The organism is Arthrobacter sp. Soil782 (assembly GCF_001428435.1).
Taxonomy (GTDB): Bacteria; Actinomycetota; Actinomycetes; order Actinomycetales; family Micrococcaceae; genus Arthrobacter_D; species Arthrobacter_D parietis.
Window position 1 is genome coordinate 1,308,415 of record NZ_LMSO01000001.1, and the last position, 19,956, is coordinate 1,328,370.

22 protein-coding genes and 2 riboswitches are annotated in these 19,956 nt (G+C 63.6%); of the genes, 9 read left to right on the forward strand and 13 right to left on the reverse strand.

The genetic code is table 11. From position 1 onward, the window contains the following. Nucleotides 1-54 precede the first annotated feature (54 nt). The 4 genes from chvE (at nucleotide 55) to ASH00_RS06330 (ending at nucleotide 5,307) form a co-directional block, all read left to right on the forward strand. Nucleotides 55-1,170, forward strand: a complete 1,116-nt coding sequence (gene chvE / locus ASH00_RS06315; RefSeq protein ID WP_056546028.1) for a multiple monosaccharide ABC transporter substrate-binding protein — start codon at nucleotides 55-57, stop codon at nucleotides 1,168-1,170. Between the two features lie 77 nt (nucleotides 1,171-1,247). Continuing rightward, on the forward strand, nucleotides 1,248-2,777 hold the full coding sequence (gene mmsA, locus ASH00_RS06320) for a multiple monosaccharide ABC transporter ATP-binding protein (RefSeq protein ID WP_056546030.1): 1,530 nt from the start codon (nucleotides 1,248-1,250) through the stop codon (nucleotides 2,775-2,777). A gap of 4 nt (nucleotides 2,778-2,781) precedes the next feature. Further along, nucleotides 2,782-4,017 (forward strand): multiple monosaccharide ABC transporter permease, encoded by a 1,236-nt coding sequence (gene mmsB, locus ASH00_RS06325; RefSeq protein WP_082565912.1) that lies wholly within the window; start codon nucleotides 2,782-2,784, stop codon nucleotides 4,015-4,017. A gap of 30 nt (nucleotides 4,018-4,047) precedes the next feature. After that, complete coding sequence (locus ASH00_RS06330) at nucleotides 4,048-5,307, forward strand: FAD-binding protein (protein WP_056546032.1); 1,260 nt, start codon at nucleotides 4,048-4,050, stop codon at nucleotides 5,305-5,307. Here the strand turns inward: ASH00_RS06330 and ASH00_RS16625 are convergent. The 12 genes from ASH00_RS16625 to ASH00_RS06390 form a co-directional block, all read right to left on the reverse strand. Further along, nucleotides 5,294-6,124, reverse strand: a complete 831-nt coding sequence (locus tag ASH00_RS16625) for a hypothetical protein (protein WP_157359016.1) — start codon at nucleotides 6,122-6,124, stop codon at nucleotides 5,294-5,296. The two genes, ASH00_RS06330 and ASH00_RS16625, sit on opposite strands and share 14 nt — an antisense overlap. Before the next feature lie 263 nt (nucleotides 6,125-6,387). Next, complete coding sequence (locus tag ASH00_RS06345; RefSeq protein WP_056546037.1) at nucleotides 6,388-7,143, reverse strand: ATP-binding cassette domain-containing protein; 756 nt, start codon at nucleotides 7,141-7,143, stop codon at nucleotides 6,388-6,390. A gap of 130 nt (nucleotides 7,144-7,273) precedes the next feature. Beyond that, a complete protein-coding gene (locus tag ASH00_RS06350; RefSeq protein ID WP_056546040.1) occupies nucleotides 7,274-7,480 on the reverse strand; it encodes a hypothetical protein in 207 nt (68 codons plus the stop codon). Between the two features lie 3 nt (nucleotides 7,481-7,483). Beyond that, the gene (locus ASH00_RS16860) at nucleotides 7,484-7,660 is read right to left on the reverse strand and encodes a hypothetical protein (protein ID WP_200954753.1); all 177 of its coding nucleotides are present in this window, start codon (nucleotides 7,658-7,660) and stop codon (nucleotides 7,484-7,486) included. Between the two features lie 100 nt (nucleotides 7,661-7,760). Further along, nucleotides 7,761-8,255 carry a CoA-binding protein gene (locus ASH00_RS06355; RefSeq protein WP_056546041.1) on the reverse strand — a complete coding sequence of 165 codons (495 nt, stop codon included), beginning with the start codon at nucleotides 8,253-8,255 and terminating at the stop codon, nucleotides 7,761-7,763. Next, on the reverse strand, nucleotides 8,252-9,613 hold the full coding sequence (locus ASH00_RS06360) for an O-acetylhomoserine aminocarboxypropyltransferase/cysteine synthase family protein (RefSeq protein WP_056546044.1): 1,362 nt from the start codon (nucleotides 9,611-9,613) through the stop codon (nucleotides 8,252-8,254). Before ASH00_RS06360 ends, ASH00_RS06355 begins: the two co-directional genes overlap by 4 nt. Before the next feature lie 4 nt (nucleotides 9,614-9,617). Further along, nucleotides 9,618-9,720: riboswitch (SAM riboswitch) on the reverse strand. A gap of 51 nt (nucleotides 9,721-9,771) precedes the next feature. After that, nucleotides 9,772-10,164 (reverse strand): hypothetical protein, encoded by a 393-nt coding sequence (locus ASH00_RS06365; protein WP_056546045.1) that lies wholly within the window; start codon nucleotides 10,162-10,164, stop codon nucleotides 9,772-9,774. A 113-nt stretch (nucleotides 10,165-10,277) separates the two neighbouring features. Beyond that, nucleotides 10,278-10,751 carry a hypothetical protein gene (locus tag ASH00_RS06370; protein ID WP_056546047.1) on the reverse strand — a complete coding sequence of 158 codons (474 nt, stop codon included), beginning with the start codon at nucleotides 10,749-10,751 and terminating at the stop codon, nucleotides 10,278-10,280. A 260-nt stretch (nucleotides 10,752-11,011) separates the two neighbouring features. After that, nucleotides 11,012-12,946, reverse strand: coding sequence for an acetate--CoA ligase (gene acs / locus ASH00_RS06375; protein WP_056546049.1), 1,935 nt, complete (start codon nucleotides 12,944-12,946; stop codon nucleotides 11,012-11,014). Next, nucleotides 12,937-13,851, reverse strand: a complete 915-nt coding sequence (locus tag ASH00_RS06380) for an ABC transporter permease (RefSeq protein WP_082565913.1) — start codon at nucleotides 13,849-13,851, stop codon at nucleotides 12,937-12,939. The genes acs and ASH00_RS06380 overlap by 10 nt, the downstream gene beginning before the upstream one ends. Then, nucleotides 13,851-14,879, reverse strand: coding sequence for an aliphatic sulfonate ABC transporter substrate-binding protein (locus ASH00_RS06385; RefSeq protein WP_056546050.1), 1,029 nt, complete (start codon nucleotides 14,877-14,879; stop codon nucleotides 13,851-13,853). The genes ASH00_RS06380 and ASH00_RS06385 overlap by 1 nt, the downstream gene beginning before the upstream one ends. A gap of 131 nt (nucleotides 14,880-15,010) precedes the next feature. Beyond that, nucleotides 15,011-15,835 carry an ABC transporter ATP-binding protein gene (locus ASH00_RS06390; RefSeq protein WP_056546053.1) on the reverse strand — a complete coding sequence of 275 codons (825 nt, stop codon included), beginning with the start codon at nucleotides 15,833-15,835 and terminating at the stop codon, nucleotides 15,011-15,013. Between the two features lie 5 nt (nucleotides 15,836-15,840). Then, a riboswitch (SAM riboswitch) is annotated at nucleotides 15,841-15,939 on the reverse strand. Between the two features lie 96 nt (nucleotides 15,940-16,035). Here ASH00_RS06390 and map point away from each other — a divergent pair. Then, a complete protein-coding gene (map, locus tag ASH00_RS06395) occupies nucleotides 16,036-16,812 on the forward strand; it encodes a type I methionyl aminopeptidase (protein ID WP_056546055.1) in 777 nt (258 codons plus the stop codon). Here map and ASH00_RS06400 read toward each other — a convergent pair. After that, on the reverse strand, nucleotides 16,809-17,477 hold the full coding sequence (locus tag ASH00_RS06400) for a ThuA domain-containing protein (protein WP_056546057.1): 669 nt from the start codon (nucleotides 17,475-17,477) through the stop codon (nucleotides 16,809-16,811). The genes map and ASH00_RS06400 overlap by 4 nt on opposite strands. Nucleotides 17,478-17,536: 59 nt before the next feature. Between ASH00_RS06400 and ASH00_RS06405 the strand changes: the two genes are divergently transcribed. The 4 genes from ASH00_RS06405 (at nucleotide 17,537) to corA (ending at nucleotide 19,937) form a co-directional block, all read left to right on the forward strand. Then, a complete protein-coding gene (locus ASH00_RS06405; RefSeq protein WP_056546059.1) occupies nucleotides 17,537-17,872 on the forward strand; it encodes a hypothetical protein in 336 nt (111 codons plus the stop codon). A gap of 166 nt (nucleotides 17,873-18,038) precedes the next feature. Continuing rightward, nucleotides 18,039-18,530: a DUF2975 domain-containing protein gene (locus tag ASH00_RS06410; protein WP_056546062.1), complete on the forward strand. Its 492-nt coding sequence runs from the start codon at nucleotides 18,039-18,041 to the stop codon at nucleotides 18,528-18,530. After that, complete coding sequence (locus ASH00_RS06415; protein ID WP_056546063.1) at nucleotides 18,530-18,796, forward strand: helix-turn-helix domain-containing protein; 267 nt, start codon at nucleotides 18,530-18,532, stop codon at nucleotides 18,794-18,796. The genes ASH00_RS06410 and ASH00_RS06415 overlap by 1 nt, the downstream gene beginning before the upstream one ends. 124 nt (nucleotides 18,797-18,920) lie before the next feature. Beyond that, nucleotides 18,921-19,937, forward strand: a complete 1,017-nt coding sequence (gene corA, locus ASH00_RS06420; RefSeq protein WP_056546065.1) for a magnesium/cobalt transporter CorA — start codon at nucleotides 18,921-18,923, stop codon at nucleotides 19,935-19,937. Nucleotides 19,938-19,956: the final 19 nt, after the last annotated feature.

Consider the following 19,956-nt stretch of genomic DNA (forward strand, 5'->3'; position numbering starts at 1 on the left):
CGCCGAGAACAGTAAATCTTTCGGGCACCGGTGCCCGGGAAAGGAAGGAAAATCATGAAGAAGAACATGCTTACGGGGGTGGCTGCGGCCAGCGCCCTGGTTCTGTCGCTCTCGGCCTGCGGCGGTAGCCGCGGCGGCGGAGACGAAGCCGCCGGGGACGGCTCCAATGAAGGAGCGACGATCGGCGTTGCGATGCCGACGCAGCAGTCGGAGCGTTGGATTGCAGATGGCGAGAACGTGCAGGCACAGCTGGAGGAACTCGGTTATGAAGTGGACCTTCAGTACGCCAATGACGACATTCCCACGCAGGTCTCCCAGATCGAGAACATGATCAACGGCGGCGCCGAAGCCCTGGTCATCGCCTCCATTGACGGGACCACCCTCACCAGCGTTCTCGAAACCGCTGAGGCGCAGGACATCCCGGTCATCGCGTATGACCGCCTGATCAACGGTTCCGACACTGTCGATTACTACACCACCTTCGACAACTACCAGGTCGGTGTCCAGCAGGGCACGTCCCTCCTGACCGGCCTCGGCATCCTCGATGAGAACGGTGAGGAAACAGGGGAAAAGGGACCGTTCAACATTGAACTGTTCGCGGGCAGCCCTGATGACAACAACGCAACGTTCTTCTGGAACGGGGCAATGGATACCCTTCAGCCGTACCTCGACAGCGGCGTCCTCAACGTCCCCAGCGGACAGACGGAGTTCGAGCAGGCAGCAATCCTGCGCTGGCTGCCCGCCACCGCCCAGGCCCGGATGGAAGACCTGCTGACCGTCGGCGGCGGCGAGCGTCTCGATGGCGTGCTGTCCCCCTATGACGGCCTGTCGATCGGCATCATCTCCGCCCTCACCTCGGGTGGATACTCAGCGGACGAGCTTCCCGTTGTGACCGGCCAGGACGCCGAACTGGGCTCCGTCAAGTCGATCATCGCCGGTGAGCAGTACTCAACCATTTTCAAGGACGTCCGCGAGCTTGGCGAGCGTGCCGTGCTGATGGTGGATGCGCTGATGAACGGCGAAGAACCCGAAGTCAATGACACTGAGACCTATGACAACGGCGAGAAGATTGTGCCGTCGTACCTGCTGGAATCAGAGATCGTGACAGCGGAGAACTACGAGGAAGTGCTCGTTGACAGCGGTTACTACACCGCTGAAGAACTGAAGTAGCACGTTCGGACGAGAGGGGGTGGCTGCTGCCGGTGGCCACCCCTCGTCCGGCACACCCTTAGCAAAGCGAGGCAGTCATGACCCAGCCCATCCTTGAGATGCGCGGCATCACCAAGACCTTCCCCGGGGTCCGTGCGCTTGATGGCGTTGACCTCGCCGTGGAACGCGGCGAAGTACACGCCATCTGTGGCGAGAACGGCGCCGGAAAATCGACCCTCATGAAAATCCTGTCGGGCGTCTACCCGCACGGAACCTACGACGGCGACATCGTGTTTGAGGGGCAGACCGCCAGCTTCCGGGACATCAAGGACAGCGAACACAGCGGCATCGTGATCATCCACCAGGAGCTTGCGCTGTCACCGTACCTCTCCATCGCGGAAAACATTTTCCTTGGCAACGAACGTTCGCGAGCCGGTTTCGTCGACTGGAACGCAACAAACCTCGAAGCGTCCAAGCTGCTGAAGCGCGTTGGACTGCGCGTCAATCCGGTCACCCGCGCACAGGACATCGGGGTGGGTGCCCAGCAGCTGGTGGAAATTGCGAAAGCCCTCTCCAAAGACGTGAAACTGCTGATTCTCGACGAGCCGACGGCGGCGCTCAATGATGAGGACTCCGCCCACCTGCTCTCGCTGGTGAGCGGCCTGAAGGCCGAGGGAATCACCAGCATCATCATCAGCCACAAATTGAACGAGATCCGCGCGATCGCCGACTCCGTCACGATCATCCGCGACGGCAAGACCATTGAAACGCTGGGGATTCATGACGGATCGGTCACGGAGGACCGCATCATCAAAGGCATGGTGGGCCGCGATATGGCGCACCGGTATCCGCAGCGGACGCCGTCGATCGGTGAGGAAGTCCTGCGCGTTGAGGGCTGGACCGTCCACCATCCCCAGGAGCACCACCGCGTGATCGTCGACAACGCCCACCTCAATGTGCGCGCGGGTGAAATCGTCGGCATTGCCGGTTTGATGGGCGCCGGCCGGACCGAACTGGCCATGAGTATCTTCGGCCACAGCTACGGTTCAGCCATTTCCGGCCGGCTGTACAAGAACGGCAAGGAGATCAAAGCCAATACCGTTGGCGCCGCGATCAAGCACGGCATCGCCTACGCAACGGAGGACCGGAAGCGGTACGGCCTGAACCTGATCGAAGACATCAAGCGGAACATCTCCGGTGCGGCGCTCGACAAGCTCGCTTCCCTGGGGTGGGTCGACGGCAAACAGGAGACGGTCGTGGCCAACGACTACCGCCGTTCAATGAACATCAAGGCGCCGTCAGTATCGGCCATCACGGGCAAGCTGTCTGGCGGCAACCAGCAGAAAGTCGTGCTCTCCAAGTGGATGTTCGCCGACCCAGATGTCCTCATCCTCGATGAACCTACGCGCGGTATTGACGTCGGAGCCAAGTACGAGATCTACACGATCATCAACAAACTGGCGGCGGAGGGGAAGGCGATCATCGTCATCTCCTCCGAACTTCCGGAACTCCTGGGCATCTGCGACCGCATCTACACCCTTGCCGAAGGCGTCATCACGGCAGAGGTGCCGATTGCCGACGCCACCCCCGAATACCTCATGCAACACATGACGAAGGAAAAGGACTGAATCCATGGCAACAAGTGTCAAGGACGCCGATGTGAAGACGGCGCCTCCGTCAATCAAGGACGGCTTCGTCTTCCTCACCAGCCGGCTGCGCCAGATCGGCATTTTCGTAGCCCTCCTGGTGATCGTGACCCTGTTCCAGGTGCTGACCGGGGGCCAGCTGCTCCAGTCGGAAAATGTCTCGAACATCATTGTCCAGAACAGCTACATCCTGCTGCTGGCCATCGGCATGGTGATGATCATCATCGCCGGTCACATCGATTTGTCCGTGGGCTCGGTCGCCGCGTTCGTCGGCGCGATGTCCGGCGTGATGATCCAGGACTGGGGTCTGCCCTGGTGGCTTACCCTCATCCTGTCCCTCGCCATCGGCGCACTGGTCGGCGCCTGGCAGGGATTCTGGGTGGCCTACGTCGGTATCCCCGCCTTCATCGTGACGCTGGCGGGCATGCTCCTTTTCCGCGGTCTTGCCCAGATCACCCTCGATAATCAGCGTATTTCCGGGTTCCCTGACGCGTACCGCCAGCTTGGCGGGGGATTCCTTTTCCCGGGCCTCTTCCCGCCGGAAACGAACATCCTGGACTGGACCACCGTTGGGCTTGGGCTCATCTCCACGGCGCTGCTGGTGTTCAGCCAGCTCCGCGGCCGGGCGGCCCGCCGGAAGCTCAATCTCGACGAGGAACCGGCAGCATGGTTCTTCACGAAACTTGGTTTCGGCGTCGTCGTCATCCTGGGTCTCACTTACCTGCTGGCTTCGTCCCGGAGCGGTACGCCCATTGTCCTGGTGGTCCTCGGCATCCTTGCCGTCGCCTACAGCGCGGTGATGAACAACAGTGTTTTCGGCCGGCACATCTACGCCCGCGGCGGTAATCTCCAGGCCGCGCAGCTTTCCGGCGTCAACACCAAGCGCATCGACTTCATGCTGTTCGTCAACATGGGTGTGCTCGCTGCCCTTGCCGGACTGGTCTTCACCGGCCGGCTGAACTCGGCGGGGCCGGGCGCCGGTAATCTGTTCGAACTGGATGCGATCGCGGCAGCCTTCATCGGAGGCGCTGCCGTGACCGGCGGCGTGGGAACAGTGATCGGTGCCATCACCGGTGGACTCATCATGGGTGTGCTGAACAACGGTATGTCCCTGCTGGGTGTGGGCACCGACTACCAGCAGTTCATCAAGGGCATGGTGCTCCTGCTCGCTGTAGCCTTCGATGTCTTCAACAAGCGCAAGGCCGCCAGCGCAGCAAAGTAGGTCCTGCCAACTCACGCGAGGAGAACATTGATGGCGAACGACGTCGGCACCAACTGGGCGGGGAATCTCGCCTATGGAGCTTCCACCCTGCATGAGCCGACGTCGGTGGACGAGGTGCGTCGGATCGTCGCCGGTGCGTCGTCGATCCGAGCGCTGGGTTCGCGGCACTCCTTCAATGGCATCGCCGACGGGACGGCCGAGCTCCTGTCGACCGCGGCCCTGACAGGTCCGGTGACGGTCGACCGAAACCGCTCGACCGTGACCGTCGGTGCGGGGATCCGCTACGGAGAGCTGGCGCGGGAATTGGAACGGGAAGGTCTTGCCCTGGCGAATCTTGCGTCCTTGCCGCACATCTCGGTAGGAGGGGCTGTGGCTACGGGAACCCACGGGTCAGGCAAGGGGAACCGCAGTCTGGCTGCCGCCGTCGTCGGTCTGGAGCTGGTGAGCGGCAGCGGTGATGTGGTGCGGTTCTCGGCTGGGGATCCGGACTTCGAGGGTGCTGTGATCAACCTCGGGGCGTTGGGTATTGTGACCAGTCTGGAGCTGAAGGTTGAGCCCGCTTTTGAGGTGGAACAGACTGTTTTCGAGCGGCTTCCGCTGGAGAACCTGCTGCAGGATTTCGACGGCGTAACCGGCGCCGCATACAGCGTCAGCGTCTTCACCACCTGGCGGGATCCGGATGTTGCCGACTCGGTATGGGTGAAGCGCCGCGCCGATCAGGATGCGCCCCTTGAAGAGACTCTGTTCGGTGCCGTGGCTGCAAAGGATGAGCGTCACCCGCTTCCGGGGCTGCCGGCCATCGGCTGTACTCCGCAGCTGGGCGTGGCCGGTCCCTGGTACAACAGGCTGCCGCATTTCAAGCTGGACTTCACTCCAAGCAACGGCGTGGAACTTCAATCCGAGTACCTGGTTCCCCGCGAGCACGCCGTTGACGCTATTCGTGCGGTTCGGGAGCTCAGCGCGGAGATCGTGCCGTTGCTGCAGGTCAATGAAATCCGGACCGTTGCCGCTGACGATTTGTGGCTCAGCTCAAGCTACGCCACCGACGCCATTGGGCTGCACTTCACCTGGGTTCAGGACCAGCCTGCCGTCGAGGCACTGTTGCCCACCCTCGAGGCCGCACTGGAACCATTCTCGGCGAGGCCCCACTGGGGGAAAGTGTTCACCGCCGGAGCTCACAACTTCAACCAGCTGTATCCGCGGCTCCAGGACTTCCGGATCCTGGCCAAACAGCTGGACCCCGAGGGGATTTTCACTAACCCGTTCATCGCAAGCGTTATGGGCCGCTGACACCCTTCGGTCCGCGGGAGCGTCTTCCGAGCACAACCAAGCCGGCGGCCAAAAGGATCAGCAGTGCAGCGCTGATGCCGACCACCGGTGGAGAGCTTGCTGCGGCGATGTCCGGAGACTCGCTTTCGGCAGCCGGTGGTGCGGCAGTGGGTGATTCTGTCGGCTCCACGTACATGGGTGCCCAGGCATAGGGCGGCATCGCGAATGGAGCGGACTCCTTTTCGGCGTCCTTGGTCTTCTCCGGCGTCGGCTTCTCGGCCGGGGCAATCTGCATCGGCACGGTCAGCACCGGCGCGGGCGGTGCGGGAGGTATGAACTGCTGGGGGATCTGGGCTGGTGCTGGTGCTGGCGGCGGAGGAACCGGAGCGGGCTCTGGATCGGGTGCCGGGGCAGGTGCGGGAGCGGGTTCTGGAGCGGGCGGTGCCGGCGCAGGTTTGGCCGGCGGTGCCGGCGCAGGTTTGGCTGGCGGGGCAGGCTCAGGCGCCGGTTCGGGTTCAGAGGATGGCGGAGGCTCGGACGGCGGCATCACCGGCCCGGTTGCCGGCGGCTCGCTTGGCGAGGGAGGTGGCGTCGTCGGATCATCGCGATCACGCTCGCCGTCATCATCGCGATCGCGATTCCGTCGCGGCTCGATATCGGTGTCGGGCGGTCCAACCTGAGATGGCGGCCCGACGTCGGATCCCGTTGCAGGACCTGATGGAGAAGGACCAGAATCCGAGTTGGGATCCGCGCTGGCGGGCGGAGCAGCGGTGAGCGTTGCGCCGATGATCAGTGCAACCCCTGCGGTATATCTGAACCAGTTTTCAGTGCTATGCACGGCATTCTCCCAACGCTGCCGGTCGAAATACGCGGTACAGCTCAACGCGGGCTGGTGCCCGCTTGATGGAGGGCCGATTGCTTGACCGTCAGTGTGCTTACGAGTTTACACAGCGGCTCCTGATTTGTATCCCGCCGGGTTCAGCTTCACCCGCCGAAGCCTGCGCCCATCCATGCAATCAACTCGGGAATCATTATTCGTCCGCTAACCAGGGAGAAGGGAACGGTCCCAGGTGACTTTAGTCATCCACAGGGTGTGAATAGTCAGCGCGGCTTCCGTTGTCCGTCCCGGATCTCCCGGACGGAGAGGGCTCCGGTGACGTCCTCAGCCGCTGATCGGCCGAGCACCACCACACGGTCGGCCAGCCGGAGTGCTTCTTCCATGCTGTTGGTCGCCAGGAGGACGGTGGTCGGAAGGGCACGGTGAAGCGTCTGCAGCACGTTATGCAGCACGGTACGGGCAGCGCCCTCGACGGCGGCGAACGGATTGTCCAGCAGCATGACGCCCGGCCCGCTGGCCAAAGCCCGCGCCAGTGCCGTCCGGCGGACTATCTCAGCGGTGACGTCGGTCGGCAGTAGCTTCGCGAAGCGATGCAGGCCTGCGAGGTCGAGAAGTTCAGCGATCTTCGCCTTGCCCTCACTGGCGCTGGAACTCTTGCGGAGCCCTAGCGCGAGGTTCGCCTGCAGCGAGTGGGCAGGCTGCAGGGCGGCGTCCCTGGGCGTCCAGGAACAGCGGTCGTCGGTCCGGCGAACAGGTTCACCGCCGACCAGAACCGATCCAGACTGGGGATGATCGAGGCCGGCTACTGCACGCAGCAGGCGGGAGGCGCCGTCGTTCTCTCTGCCCATAAGGTTCTCCGTGCCGGGCGAGGCGCCTATAAAGGCAAGCACTTCACCCGCGCGAATCTCGAGGTTGACATCCCGCACACCCTCGGCGTGAAGGCTCACGAAGGAGACGGGCAACGGCATGGAAGCGCGCTTCACCGCGGCGTGAGGGGGTGGAACCGTGCTGGGACTCATCGGTTACTCCATAGCATCCAGGTGGCGGGGCAGCCCCGTCTGCCCGCCAGTGATCTCCCCTAACCTAGCGGGAGCTGGACCGCATATGGCTTCCTCAAAGGATATGTCTCGAAACATTACGGACGGCGCGTCACTGTCTACTAGGGCGGAACGTCTCTTCCATGGTGCGGTCCAATGGAGTCTGCACCGCGCAGACAATTAGGCCGAGCCAGGCGTTCCGGGCGACGTCGGAAACGCGCCAGGACGAGAGCGGCAGGCGCTCCGACGCTGGGATCGATGTTCGTCCGATGTACGCGAACACGGCAACGGTAATACCGAGGATCAGGAGCAGTTCCATGACTCACACACCTTCCGGCGTGGAATTGGACGTGGAGTAGGAGCGGCTCGGCAGAGCAGAATCTCCCCAGCCCGTGTGAGAGCGGACCGTTGGATTGTGCCCCCTGCCGTCAGCCTGAACGACGCGGAGGACTGCCGCGGTGAGTGCGGCCAACAGAACCAGTACGACGACGATTTCCATACCTCGATCGTCCTCCGCACCACCGCGGCACAACAGTGGCAGAAAAGACCACTATCGTTAACTTTCTGCCACATCCACGCTGGTTGTGCCCGCCTTCGTATTAAGCGGTGACCTGACGCTTCGAGGAGATGACTCCCGTGTTGAAGCCGGCAAGGTTGAGGCCGCCGTGGAAGCGCGCGTGCTCGATCTTGACGCAGCGATCCATGACCACGTTCATGCCGGCAGCTTCGGCGTCCCGCGCCACGTCCTCGTGCCAGGAACCCAGCTGAAGCCATAGGGTTTTCGCGCCGGCGGCTTTGGATTCCTCGAGTACCGAGGGGAGGTCATCATGCTTGCGGAACACATCGACGATGTCCGGCTGCTCAGGCAGGTCCGCGAGGGACTTGTAAACCGGCTGCCCGAGAATCTCGGTGGCTGTCGGATTCACGAAGTACAGCCGGTACGGCGAGGACGACTGCAGGTACGTTGCCACGAAGTATGATGCCCGCGACGGCTTGTCCGAGGCCCCGACGATGGCGATCGACTTGGCGTTGCGAAGGATATTCAGGCGTTCGGGTGCCGACGGGCCCTCCCAGGTGCGGTCCTGCGTGCTCATGCCTTCACTCCCTCTGCGGCGATTTCCTCTTCGCTGACGTCCAGCGCCTGTTCCAGGCGCTCGGATGTTCCGGCAACAGCAGTCTCGAGTGCCTGGTCGAGGTCCCAGAGGATGTCGTCCAGATCCTCAAGGCCAACGGAGATCCGGATGAGATCCTCCGGGATGCCGGCGGCCGCAAGCTGTTCGGTTGAGAGCTGCTGGTGCGTGGTGGATCCGGGGTGGATCACGAGTGTCCGGGCATCGCCGACGTTGGCGAGGTGGGACGCCAACTGCAGGGCTTCGATGAACTTCTGCCCCGCGTCCCGGCCACCCTTGACCCCGAAGCTGAAGACTGAGCCGGCGCCCTGCGGCAGATACTGCTTCGCCCGTTCATGGTGCACGTGCGAGGGGAGCCCCGCGTAGTTCACGTACTCAACCCGCGGATCCTTATCAAGCCACTCGGCAACGGCCTGAGCGTTGGCCACGTGCTCGTCGACGCGCTGCGCCAGCGTCTCGACGCCCTGCAGCAGCTGGAAAGCCGACGACGGCGACAGTGATGGCCCGATATCGCGCAACTGTTCGGTGCGCAGCTTGGTGAGGAACCCGTACTCGCCGAAATTGGCCCACCACTGGATGTTTCCGTAGGAGGCGACAGGCTCGGTCATGGTGGGGAACTTGCCGTTGCCCCAGTTGAACCGACCGCTTTCGACGATGACGCCGCCCAGCGTGGTGCCATGCCCGCCAATGAATTTGGTGGCCGAGTGAATCACGATGTCAGCGCCATGCTCAAGCGGGCGGATGAGGTAGGGCGTGCTCAGGGTGGAGTCGACGATCAGGGGGACACCGGCGTCGTGCGCTACCTTTGCCAGCCCCGCGATGTCCGCAATTTCACCGCTCGGGTTCGCGATGATCTCTGTGAAGACCGCCTTGGTGTTGTCCTTGATGGCGGCGGCGTAGTCGGCCGGGTCGGTGCCCGGAACAAACGTGGTTTCGATGCCGAAGCGGCGCAGCGTCACATCGAGCTGGGTGACGGTGCCGCCGTAGAGCTGGGCTGCTGCGACGATGTGATCACCGGCCTGGCACAGTGCGGCGAAGGTGATGAACTCGGCGCTCATGCCTGATGCCGTCGCTACGGCACCGATGCCGCCCTCAAGCGAGGCGATGCGCTCCTCGAAGGCCGCGACCGTGGGGTTGCCGATGCGCGAGTAGATGTTGCCGTACTTCTGCAGCGCGAAGAGGTTGGCGGCGTCGTTGGTGTCCTTGAAGACGAACGACGTGGTCTGGTAGATCGGAACGGCCCGGGCGCCGTGCGTGGCGTCCGGGGTTCCGCCGGCGTGCAACGCACGGGTGCGGAAGCCAAAAGCGCGGTCAGTGCCCATGTTTCCTCCATCGTCTCTGGCAGTAGCACCCTTCAGTCCTTGGGAGAAAAAGCGAGGGTTGCTGCGGCGTCAGTGAGCCAGATCTCTCGTGCCGCTCGGGATGGTCACCTTCGATCATCCCAGCTGTATGGGCCGTGCTCCAAGATTGTTGCCGTCGTTTACCACCTCGTTAGTTTTCCCCCGCCTAACCGGTGATCACGGTGAGCAGGCCCGTTGCGGCGGCGGCCACCAGGCCGGTCCTTGGATTGGGGCTCCGGTGTCGTCTGCTCCTCCACAGTAAGGGTGGTCCCGGTGGCGTTGCGGGTTCGTCGCGCGACCGCAGCCTCGCGGACCCGGGAGCTGAGCAGCACCACCAGCACGACGCAGATGATGTTGCCTGCCGCGCCCGCGATTGCAGCAACGAAGGGATTGACGCCGGCGATGATGCCAAGCGCCGCCGATCCCTCACCTTCGATATAGGGCACGGCCGCGGCGGCGGCGATGATGAGCGGCTGAAGCAGTTCCGGCATGGTGGCCACGAAATCCTGCAGGCCTTGATAGAGGTCGGACATTGTTTTTCCTTGTCTTTGTAGGGTTGTTGGCCGCCCGAGGGCATAGCGGTATGGACCGGCGTCGAGTACGACGACGGGCGGGAGAAGCGGGGTAAAGCGGGTATCAGGTGATGTCAGTCACCGCGGGCGTCGAGGGCGTCGAGACGTTCATCCGTGACACCCCGGGCGATCATGTCTGCCCGGTAGAGCACCTCCAGCTGGGCTGGATTGTAGAGCTCCTGCAGGGCGAGCGTCACGGCACTCTTCGCTGTTTCAGCTCCAAGTGAGGTGTGCGAATGGAGATCAGTCAAGGCAGGGTAGGTCTCGTATTGTCGACGAATGCCCGGCGCCAGCTGCTCGGCCAGGCGCTGGCGGGTTGGCCGGTCCGCGTCAGCGGGCAACGCGTCAAGCTCCTCATCCACGCTGGTGCGCGGCTCATTCAGCATCAGGTTCCGCAGCTCGTCCAGCCAGGTCTTATCGAACACCCGCGAGTAGATCATCAGCATCGAGCGGTCCTGTGACGAGAGCCCTTCTGCCACCGTGCTGAAGGCGGCGGGAAGGTCGATGGGTGCCCGGTGGCGCAGAATAACGGCGAGTTCAGCACGCACCCGCTGCAACCGCTCGCTCGTGGTAATGGCGAACTGCCTTGACGGTGGTTCCCGCAAGTTCCGCCAGTTGGCGGGTGCTCCAAGCCACGCTCTGCTCCTCTCGTCCAGCCGGCGGAAAGGCCGACTGATACCAGTGGAAACCATGACCTCGGGGCACAGTCAAGCAGATTTCTGAACGGTCCCTCAAACCTCCGAAAGTTTGTGCAGGTCCGGTGGGTTCAACCGCCGTCGAACCCCACCGGACCTGCGCGAAATTTCCGTCAGTTTCGGGCGGCGAGGACTTCCGCGATTCCAGCAACGCAGCCCTCGTTCTGCAGGGAGGTGGTGTCACCGAGCGGCGTTCCTTCGTACAGCTGGGTCAGCAACCGCCGCATGATCTTCCCGGAACGGGTCTTCGGCACATCCTCCACGACGACGACGGCGCGCGGCTTGGCAATAGGCCCGATTGCCTTTGCGACGTGGTTGCGCAGTTCCTGTTCAAACGCCGGCGTGCCGCCGACTTCATGCACGACGACGAACGCCGCGATCGCATGTCCCGTCACCGCATCAGCCACCGGGCAAGCGCCCGCCTCAACTACAAGCGGATGGGACACCAGCGCTGATTCGATCTCGATGGTCGAGAGCCGGTGCCCGGAGACGTTGATGACGTCGTCCACCCGGCCGAGGATCCAGGTGTCGCCGTCGTCGTCGTACTTGGCGCCGTCACCGGCAAGGAACCAGCCCTGCGCAGCGAACTTCCGCCAGTAGGAATCGAGGTAACGCTGCGGATTTCCCCACACTGTGCGGGCCATCGCCGGGCCATGCCGGTCCACCACGATCAGCCCCTGCTCTCCGGGACTGACTGGCTCCCCGTCGTCGTTCACGATGCGCGTGCTCACACCCGGCAGGGCGCGTGAGGCGCAGCCGGGTTTGAAGGAGACATCGGTGGGACGGGGACTGAGGACTGTCGCGCCGGTTTCCGACTGCCACCACGTGTCCACAACGGGAGCGGTACCGGAGCCGATTTTCTCCCGGAACCAGCGCCACGCCTCGGGATTGGTTGCCTCGCCGACCGTGCCCAGGACTTTGATGGAAGAACGGTCATAGGAGGACGGAACGCCGTCGGGAAACCAGCCCATCAGCGAACGGATCAGCGTGGGCGCCGTGTAATAGCTGGTGACGCCGTAGCGTTCGATGATCTCGAAGTGCCGCCCGGGATGCGGGGTGTTCGGTGTGCCCTCGAAGATCACCTGAGTGGCACCGTTGGAGAGTGGACCGTAGATCTCGTAGGTGTGTGCCGTGACCCACGCGAGGTCGGCGGTGCACCAGTGGACGTCGTTCACGCGGCCCGCGGGATCCGGGTCACTGAAGAGAAACTCGTAACTCCACGACGCCTGCGTCAGGTAACCGCCGGTGCTGTGCACCAGGCCCTTCGGCTTGCCGGTGGTGCCGGAGGTGTACATGATGAACAGCGGCGTCTCGGCGTCGAACGCCTGCGGCTCGTGTACGGGGGAGGCGGTGCCAACAACGTCGTGCCACCACACGTCGCGGCCTTCGGTCCACGCGACATTGCTGCCCGTCCGCCGGATCACCAGCACGTGTTCAATGGCGTTCTTGCCGACGACGGCGGCATCGGCGTTGTCCTTCACCGGCACCGCGGTGCCGCGTCGGTACTGCCCATCGGTGGTCACCAGTAGTTTGGCGCCGGTGTCCTCGACCCGGAAGCGCAGCGCCTCGGCGGAAAAGCCACCGAAGACGAGCGAGTGAACGGCGCCGATACGCGCGCACGCCAGGGTCACGACGACGGTCTCCACCAGCACGGGAAGGTAGATGACCACGCGGTCGCCCTTGCCGATCCCCAGGGCAGTCAGGGCGTTGGCCGCCCGGCACACCTCGTCCTGAAGCTCGGAGTAGGTGACCGTGCGGCGGTCTCCCGACTCGCCCTCGAAGAACAGGGCAGGCTTGTCGCCCAGACCTGCAGTGACGTGCCGGTCCACGCAGTTGTAGGCGGCATTCAGGGTGCCGCCGGCGAACCACTCAATGCGAGGCACCGACAGCTCGCCGTCCGGTCCCTGCCGTGCCGGTTCGAATGTGTGGGCCGTATGCCAGTCGGAGGACCAGTGCAGCCGCCGCGCCTGTTCCTCCCAGAAGGCGATCCGCTCTTCCTCGTTGGTGAAGCCACCGTGAACAAAGGAATCTACGGCACTTATGCCCATTTCCGGATAGCCCACTTCTCGAAAACACCCAGGATCGCGTCAGTGAGCTTGCCGAGGATTGCCAGCAGCACGATTGCCAGGAGCAGCCGGTCCACCCGTCCGTTGTTCTGGGAATCGGTCAGCAGGAAGCCGAGGCCCATCGAGGACGCCAGGAGCTCCGCCGCGACGAGGAACAGCCACGCCTGCGCGAGCGCCAGCCGCAGGCCGGATATCACCGAGGGGACGACCGCAGGCAGTTGCACCGTGGTGAACAGCTTCAGCCCGTTCAGGCCGAAGGCCCTCCCTGCCTCGACCAGGTTTTTGTCCACGTGCTGCAGCGCCATGGCCACGGTGGTGAACACTGGAAAGAATGCGCCGATGGAGATGAGGATGACTTTCGAGTCCTCACCGATCCCGACCCACAGCATCAACAGCGGGACCCACGCCAGTGACGGCACGGCGCGGATGGCGCCGATGGTCGGCGAGAAGAGGGTGTCCACCCACCGGGACAGGCCGACAAACGCTCCGACAACGAGACCGGCGATGGCACCGATCAGGAAGCCGATGACCACGCGTTGGGTCGAAATAGCAATGTGGATGCGAAGTTCCCCGCGCTGGATCAGATCGACGGCGGCGTCAAAGACAGCGGTTGGCGCCGGCAAGGTGACCGGACTGATCAAACCGACGACGGCGGCCAGTTGCCAGGCCGCCAACAGCGCCAGCGGAACAATCAGTCCCAGTCCGAGCTTGGCGACTGCCTTGCCTCGCGGGTTGCGGTGGATGAGGGCATTGCCCTGCCTGCCGTCGTCGTCGTTCTGGTTCGTTGTGTTCGCGGAGTTTGTCCCCTTCGGCGAGAGAACCGAGGCGGGGCCGGTGCCGACGCCGCCGGGCACTGCGCTGTTACCGGTGAGGTAGGGGTTGCTCATTACTCTCCAATAGCGGACGGATCGGCGTTGGTTGCGTAGGTGTCATCAAGAAGGGTGGAGAGGGCTTCGTCGATGTTTTCCTGGCTTGCGACGTCACCGGATTCGACGAACATCGGGCCGACTACCTCGAGCACGTCCAGCTGGGCCTGGCCGGGGGTGCCGTTGACGTCGAGGTTGGACCGTTCGGAGATGACCTTGGTGGCCACGGATTCTTCGATGCCCGCAACTTCCGCGAGGATGGCCGCGGTTTCCTCGGGATTCTCCTGGGCCCACTGCCGTGCCTTCTCGTAGGCGTTGACCACTGCCTGTGCGAGTTCCGGGCTTTCCTCCAGGAAGGACTCCGTGGCATTGAGGAAGCCGTAGGTATTGAAGTCCACGTTGCGGTAGAACAGCTCGGCGCCGTCTTCTTCGGCTGCGGCCATGATGGGGTCGAGGCCGGACCAGGCATCCACCGAGCCGGTGTTGAGGGCGGCCCAGCCGTCGGCATGCTGGATGTTCTGGATGGTCACTTCGCTCGGATCAACATCGTGCTCGGCCAGAGACTGGAGCAGGAAGAAATAGGGGTCGGTGCCCTTGGTGGCGGCGATGGACTTGCCGCGAAGGTCCTCTGCGGATTCGATACCCGTATCCGCCGTTGTGACCAGTGCGGACCATTCGGGCTGTGAGTAGATGTCGATGGTCTTGATGGGGGAGCCGTTGGCGCGGGCCATCAGCGCTGCCGAACCGGCCGTTGAGGCGACGTCAGCTTCGCCGGAGCGGAGCAGTTCGTTGGCCTTGTTCGATCCGGCGGACTGGACCCATTTGACCGTTACGCCCTCATCTTCCAACTCGGCCTCGAGCCAGCCCTGGTCCTTGATGATGAGGCTCAGCGGGTTGTAGGTGGCGAAGTCCACCGTGAGTTCCCCGCCGGTCGCGGCTGCGGCTTCGCCGACTGAGCCGTCGGCGTTTTCCCCGGCAACGCAGCCGCTAAGGGCGAGGGCGGCGATTGCGGCGGTGGCGGCGAACTGAAAACGTGCGGTGCTCTTCATGGTGATCCTTTTCGGAGAGTGCGTGGGACGGGTGTAGGGGGCTTGTTCTTGGGGTGTCGGCGCAACATGGCGGCACGGTGGGCGCCGCACGCGCTGGGATACGGCGCTGCGAACTGGCCGCAGGCGCGCGGTTAGTGCTGGTGGCTGTCGACGCCGAGGCTGCTCAGCAGCGAACTGCGTAGCGCGGCAAGTTCGGCTGAGCCGCGGTCGCGCGGACGGTCGCCCGGAACCTCCAGCACGCGGCTGATGGTTGCACCCTGGACGTCAGGCTCCTTCGCGAGAACGATCACCCGGTCGGCGAGTTGTAGTGCCTCGTCAACATCATGGGTGACCAGCAGGACCGTGGTCGGCGTGGTTTGGTGGATACGCAGCAGGAGGTCCTGCATCTTCAGCCGGGTCAGGGCATCGAGCGCGCCAAAGGGTTCGTCGAGGAGCAGGACGCCCGGATTGCGTGCCAGTGCGCGCGCCAGCGATGCCCGCTGGGCCATGCCTCCGGACACTTCGCGGGGCCGGTGGCCGGCGAACCCGTCAAGTTCCACGAGACCCAAAAGCTCCTCCACCTTCGCCTTGCCCGCGGCGGAACTGGTTCCCCTGGGCAGGCCGATAGCGATGTTGTCGCGCAGCGAGAGCCAGGGGAGCAGCCGGGGTTCCTGGAAGGCGACGGCGCAGCGGGGATCGATCCCGTCCACTGCTGTGCTGTCGATGAGTACCGCACCACTGGTGGGTGCGTCCAGTCCTGCCGCGGCTCGCAGGAGGGTCGACTTGCCGCAGCCGCTGGCGCCCACAATGGCGAGAACCTCGCCTGCTTCAACGTCGAGATTCACGTCACGAAGCACGACGTGCTGCTCGCTTCCGCTCCCGAAACTTCGGGTCAACGAAGAGAAAGTCAGCGGCAATGTCTGGTTGCCCTCGGTGGATGCGGCCTGGGTACGGTGCGCTCGAAGAACGGTGCTCATGTATAACTCCATCGCTCCTGGCAGTAGCACCCGTTCTCCTGCATAGCAGGTAAGGGTTGCTGCGGCGTCAACGATCCAGGTCTCTCGGCCGCTCGGGATGGTGGAATTCCACTAAACGCTTTCACGAGGGTCCGGCGCAATATGTGTCGTAACAAAGGAACGGTTCACCCGGACATCGGCTGCGTGAGAGGGTCATCTACATGATTGAAATTCTGAATCCGCGCGAGTTGGTCAGGGCGAAGGAAGCGGGTGCGCTGGTCGCCAACATTCTGCAGACGGTGAAGAGCCGCAGCGCGGTTGGGACAAACCTGTTGGACATCAACCAGTGGACCAAAGCGATGATCGCTGAGGCAGGCGGGGTGTCCTGCTACGTCGACTACGAGCCGCCGTTCGGGCGCGGGCCGTTCGGCGCCTATATCTGCACGTCCGTCAACGATGCCGTGCTCCACGGTCTGCCGCATGACTACTCGCTTGCCGACGGCGACCTGCTTTCCCTGGACCTCGCCGTCTCCCTACGCGGAATCGTCGCGGACTCGGCCATCAGCTTCATCGTTGGCGAGTCTAAGCCGGCGGAGAGCGTTGCAATGATTGATGCCACCGAACGTGCACTGACTGCGGGGATTGCCGCCGCCGGACCGGGCGCGCGCATCGGCGACATCTCCGCTGCCATCGGTTCAGTCCTCAGCGCAGCGGGCTATCCGATCAATACGGAATTCGGGGGTCATGGCGTCGGGTCGACAATGCACCAGGATCCACACGTAGCCAACACCGGACGGCCCGGCAGGGGATACGTGCTGCGCCCGGGACTTCTGCTCGCTCTGGAGCCGTGGGTCATGGCGGACACTGCCGAGTTGGCCGTCGATGCCGACGGGTGGACGCTCCGCAGCGCTACGGGCTGCCGGACCGCGCACAGTGAGCACACCATCGCAATCACTGACGACGGCGCGGAGATCCTCACCTTGCCGGAAGCGACCTAGCCAAGCAGCCAGTCCACCGCGCGCTTCAACAGTTCGCGGTGCTCCGGCGAGGAGTACGACGCCGCGTCGTGGCCGAGCGCGTCATAGAAGCTTCGTGCGGATCCAGTTCCCACCGGTCGCTCCAGCGACCACATCAACGGATGCAGGTGTCCCTCGTGTTCGTGGCGGGCGTGAACGACGGCGTCCGGTGAGGTGCGCAGCCAGCTGTAGCGTTCGTCGTCGAGAGTGAAGTCGGGAATACCGACGGGGAAGGAGCCCTCGAGCAGTATGTTCGCCGCGCCGTACTCCGGGTGCATGGACACGTCGCGTACCCAACGTCCGCCGAGCGCCGCTTCCCAGGACTCGGAATCGACAAAACTCGTGGCGCTCGAGTGCAGGGCGAGCAGCGGACGGCCGCCGGCTTCCCAGGCGTCCAGGCCCTCACGGGCGGCATCTGTACCGGGGGAAGCGCCGCCGTCCCGCGGGAGGCCGACATTCACTACCAGCAGATCCGGCCAGGCAGCGGGGTCCTGGAAGCCTTCAAGGGTGGTGTCGACGTCGGCGGCTGTTTCCACGGTGAGTCCGTGATCGCGGAGGAGGTCCGCGATGGCCGCGGAAGTCTCCGCGAACGGGTGCCAGGGGTCCGCATACCGGCCGGTACCGCTCAGGATGAGTGCTGTTGTCATGCGAACCATTCTGCCCATAACCGGCGTTCTCGACCCTGGTCACATGTCAGGATGGCACGGTGACGCTGTCGGAACTTGTTGATCGAATTGAGCGCATATCGGCGCGCGAGGCCGGCGTCGTGGTTGTATATCCGTCGGTGCGCACCATTCTCACGGAGGGCAACTACCTGCTGCTCGATCGCCCGGACTGGCGGGAGGCCCAGGCTCAGTGCACTGAGGTCTGGTACTGCGAGCAGGATGAGAACCTGCGGCTGGACCGGCTGATCCAGCGGCACATCCTGTTCGGAAAGGGTCCGGCTGCGGCGGCGGAGTGGGTAGAGCGGGTGGACGAGCCGAATGCGCGATTGATCGAGGCGACGAAGAGCCGGGCGGATCTGGTGATTCGGGTCGAGTAGCCGGTCGGGTTCGAACGCAAAGGTGCCGGAGGTGTGCAGGATCGTGGGGACGTCCCTACGTTCCCGCACATCTCCGGCACCTTTGTCGCATCAAGGTCGCTCCACGTTTGACCGCCTATCGTTTCTCGATATATTATACTTGTTAATCAATCGAAGGAGAATCCCGATGGGAAAGTTGGCCGTCCTCGCGTTGCAAGTCGTCATTGCGATGGTCATTGCGGGCTCGTTGTTCATCCAGCTCTGGATGGTCCCGCTGATCTCCGCCGACCTCGAGGAGTCGGGCGTGCCCACTGGGCTGCGCATCACGTTGAACGCGATCGTCGTCTTCGGCATCCTGACGGTTCAGGTGAGCGCCGTCTGCTTGTGGAAGTTGCTCACCATGGTCCGCAGCGGCACGGTCTTCTCCGATGGAGCATTCCGGTATGTCGACATCATCTTCGGGGCCATCGCCGCCGCGTCGGTCCTGGTGTTCGGTCTCGCGGTTCTCCTGGCTCCGGGCGAGATTGCTCCGGGTGTAATCCTGCTGATCTGCGGTGCGTCACTGTTGATCGGCGGTGTAGCGCTGATCGTGCTGGTGCTGCGGGTGTTGCTCGCCCAGGCCGTAGCCCGTGACGCCGAAGCGAAACACCTGCGCAGCGAACTCGACGAGGTCATCTGATGCCCATCATCGTGGACATCGACGTGATGCTCGCCAGGCGCAAGATGCCCGTGGGAGTACTGGCTGAACGCATCGGCATCACCCCGGCCAATTTGGCTGTCCTGAAGAACGGCCGCGCCAAAGCCGTCCGCTTCACCACCCTCGAGGCGATCTGCGAGATTCTGGATTGCCAGCCTGGAGACGTGTTGCGTTGGGAGCCGGGAAGCTCCGAGTACAGCAATAACGACAGCAACAACGACGACGACGGCGGCAACGGCAGGCGCTGACCGCGCACCCGAGATTCGGGCGGGGTGCCGCAGCGGCCGCCGATGCTGTGAGAAACTCGCCTAAGCCCCGTTTCCGACGGACGGAATGCGGCGGAGCGCAGCAGACTAGAGTAAGGACGGCACGGTGGCCATCGTTGACAACGGCGTGTATGTGGACGGCCAACGAACCGCCAACCCGGAGAATCTGGACCAGACGTTTGAACTCAAGCGTGATCACGGTGGAATGGCCTGGATTGGGTTGTACCGGCCGGATGATGCTGAAATCCAGAGAGTGGCGGAGGAGTTCGCGCTGCATGAACTCGCCGTCGAGGATGCGATGCACGGCCATCAGCGATCCAAGCTCGAACGCTACGGGGAAACCCTCTTCGCGGTCCTCCGGCCGGCCAGATATCTCGATGCCGAGGAAATGGTGGAGTTCGGGGAACTGCACGTCTTCGTCGGACCCGATTTCATCGTCACGATCCGCCAGGCTGAATCGCCCAACCTCGCGAAGGTCAGAACGCGACTCGAAGCACGGCCCGAATTACTCGCACTCGGACCCCAGGCAGTGCTTTACGCAATCCTTGACGAGGTCGTTGACCAGTACGCGCCCGTCGTCGCGGGGCTCGAGAACGACATCGACGAGATCGAGGACGAGCTTTTCAGCTCCGCTCCTGACGTGGCACGCCGCATCTATGACCTCTCCCGCGAAGTGATCGGCTTTCAGCGCGCCACGCATCCGTTGCGGCCGATGCTCGATGCGCTCCTGGCGGACTCCGAGAAGCACGGCATGCATTCGGAACTGCAGCCCCGCCTGCGGGACGTGCAGGATCATGTGCTGCGCATCATCGAGCGGATCGACTCCTTCCGGATCTTGCTGCAGAACGCGCTCTCGGTCCATGCGAGCCTCGTGACGCAACGGCAGAACGAGGAAATGCGGCACCTCTCCGAAGCGAGCCTTGCGCAAAGCGAGGAGGTCAAGGCCATTTCTTCCTGGGCAGCGATCCTCTTCGCGCCCACACTGGTGGGCACGGTGTACGGGATGAACTTCGCCTTCATGCCGGAGCTGGACTGGCCGCTGGGCTACCCCTTCGCGCTTGCACTGATGCTGCTGATGGGTGTCGGTCTGTATCTGACGTTCAAACGCAAGAAGTGGCTCTAGCACCCCGCAGGGCCAGACT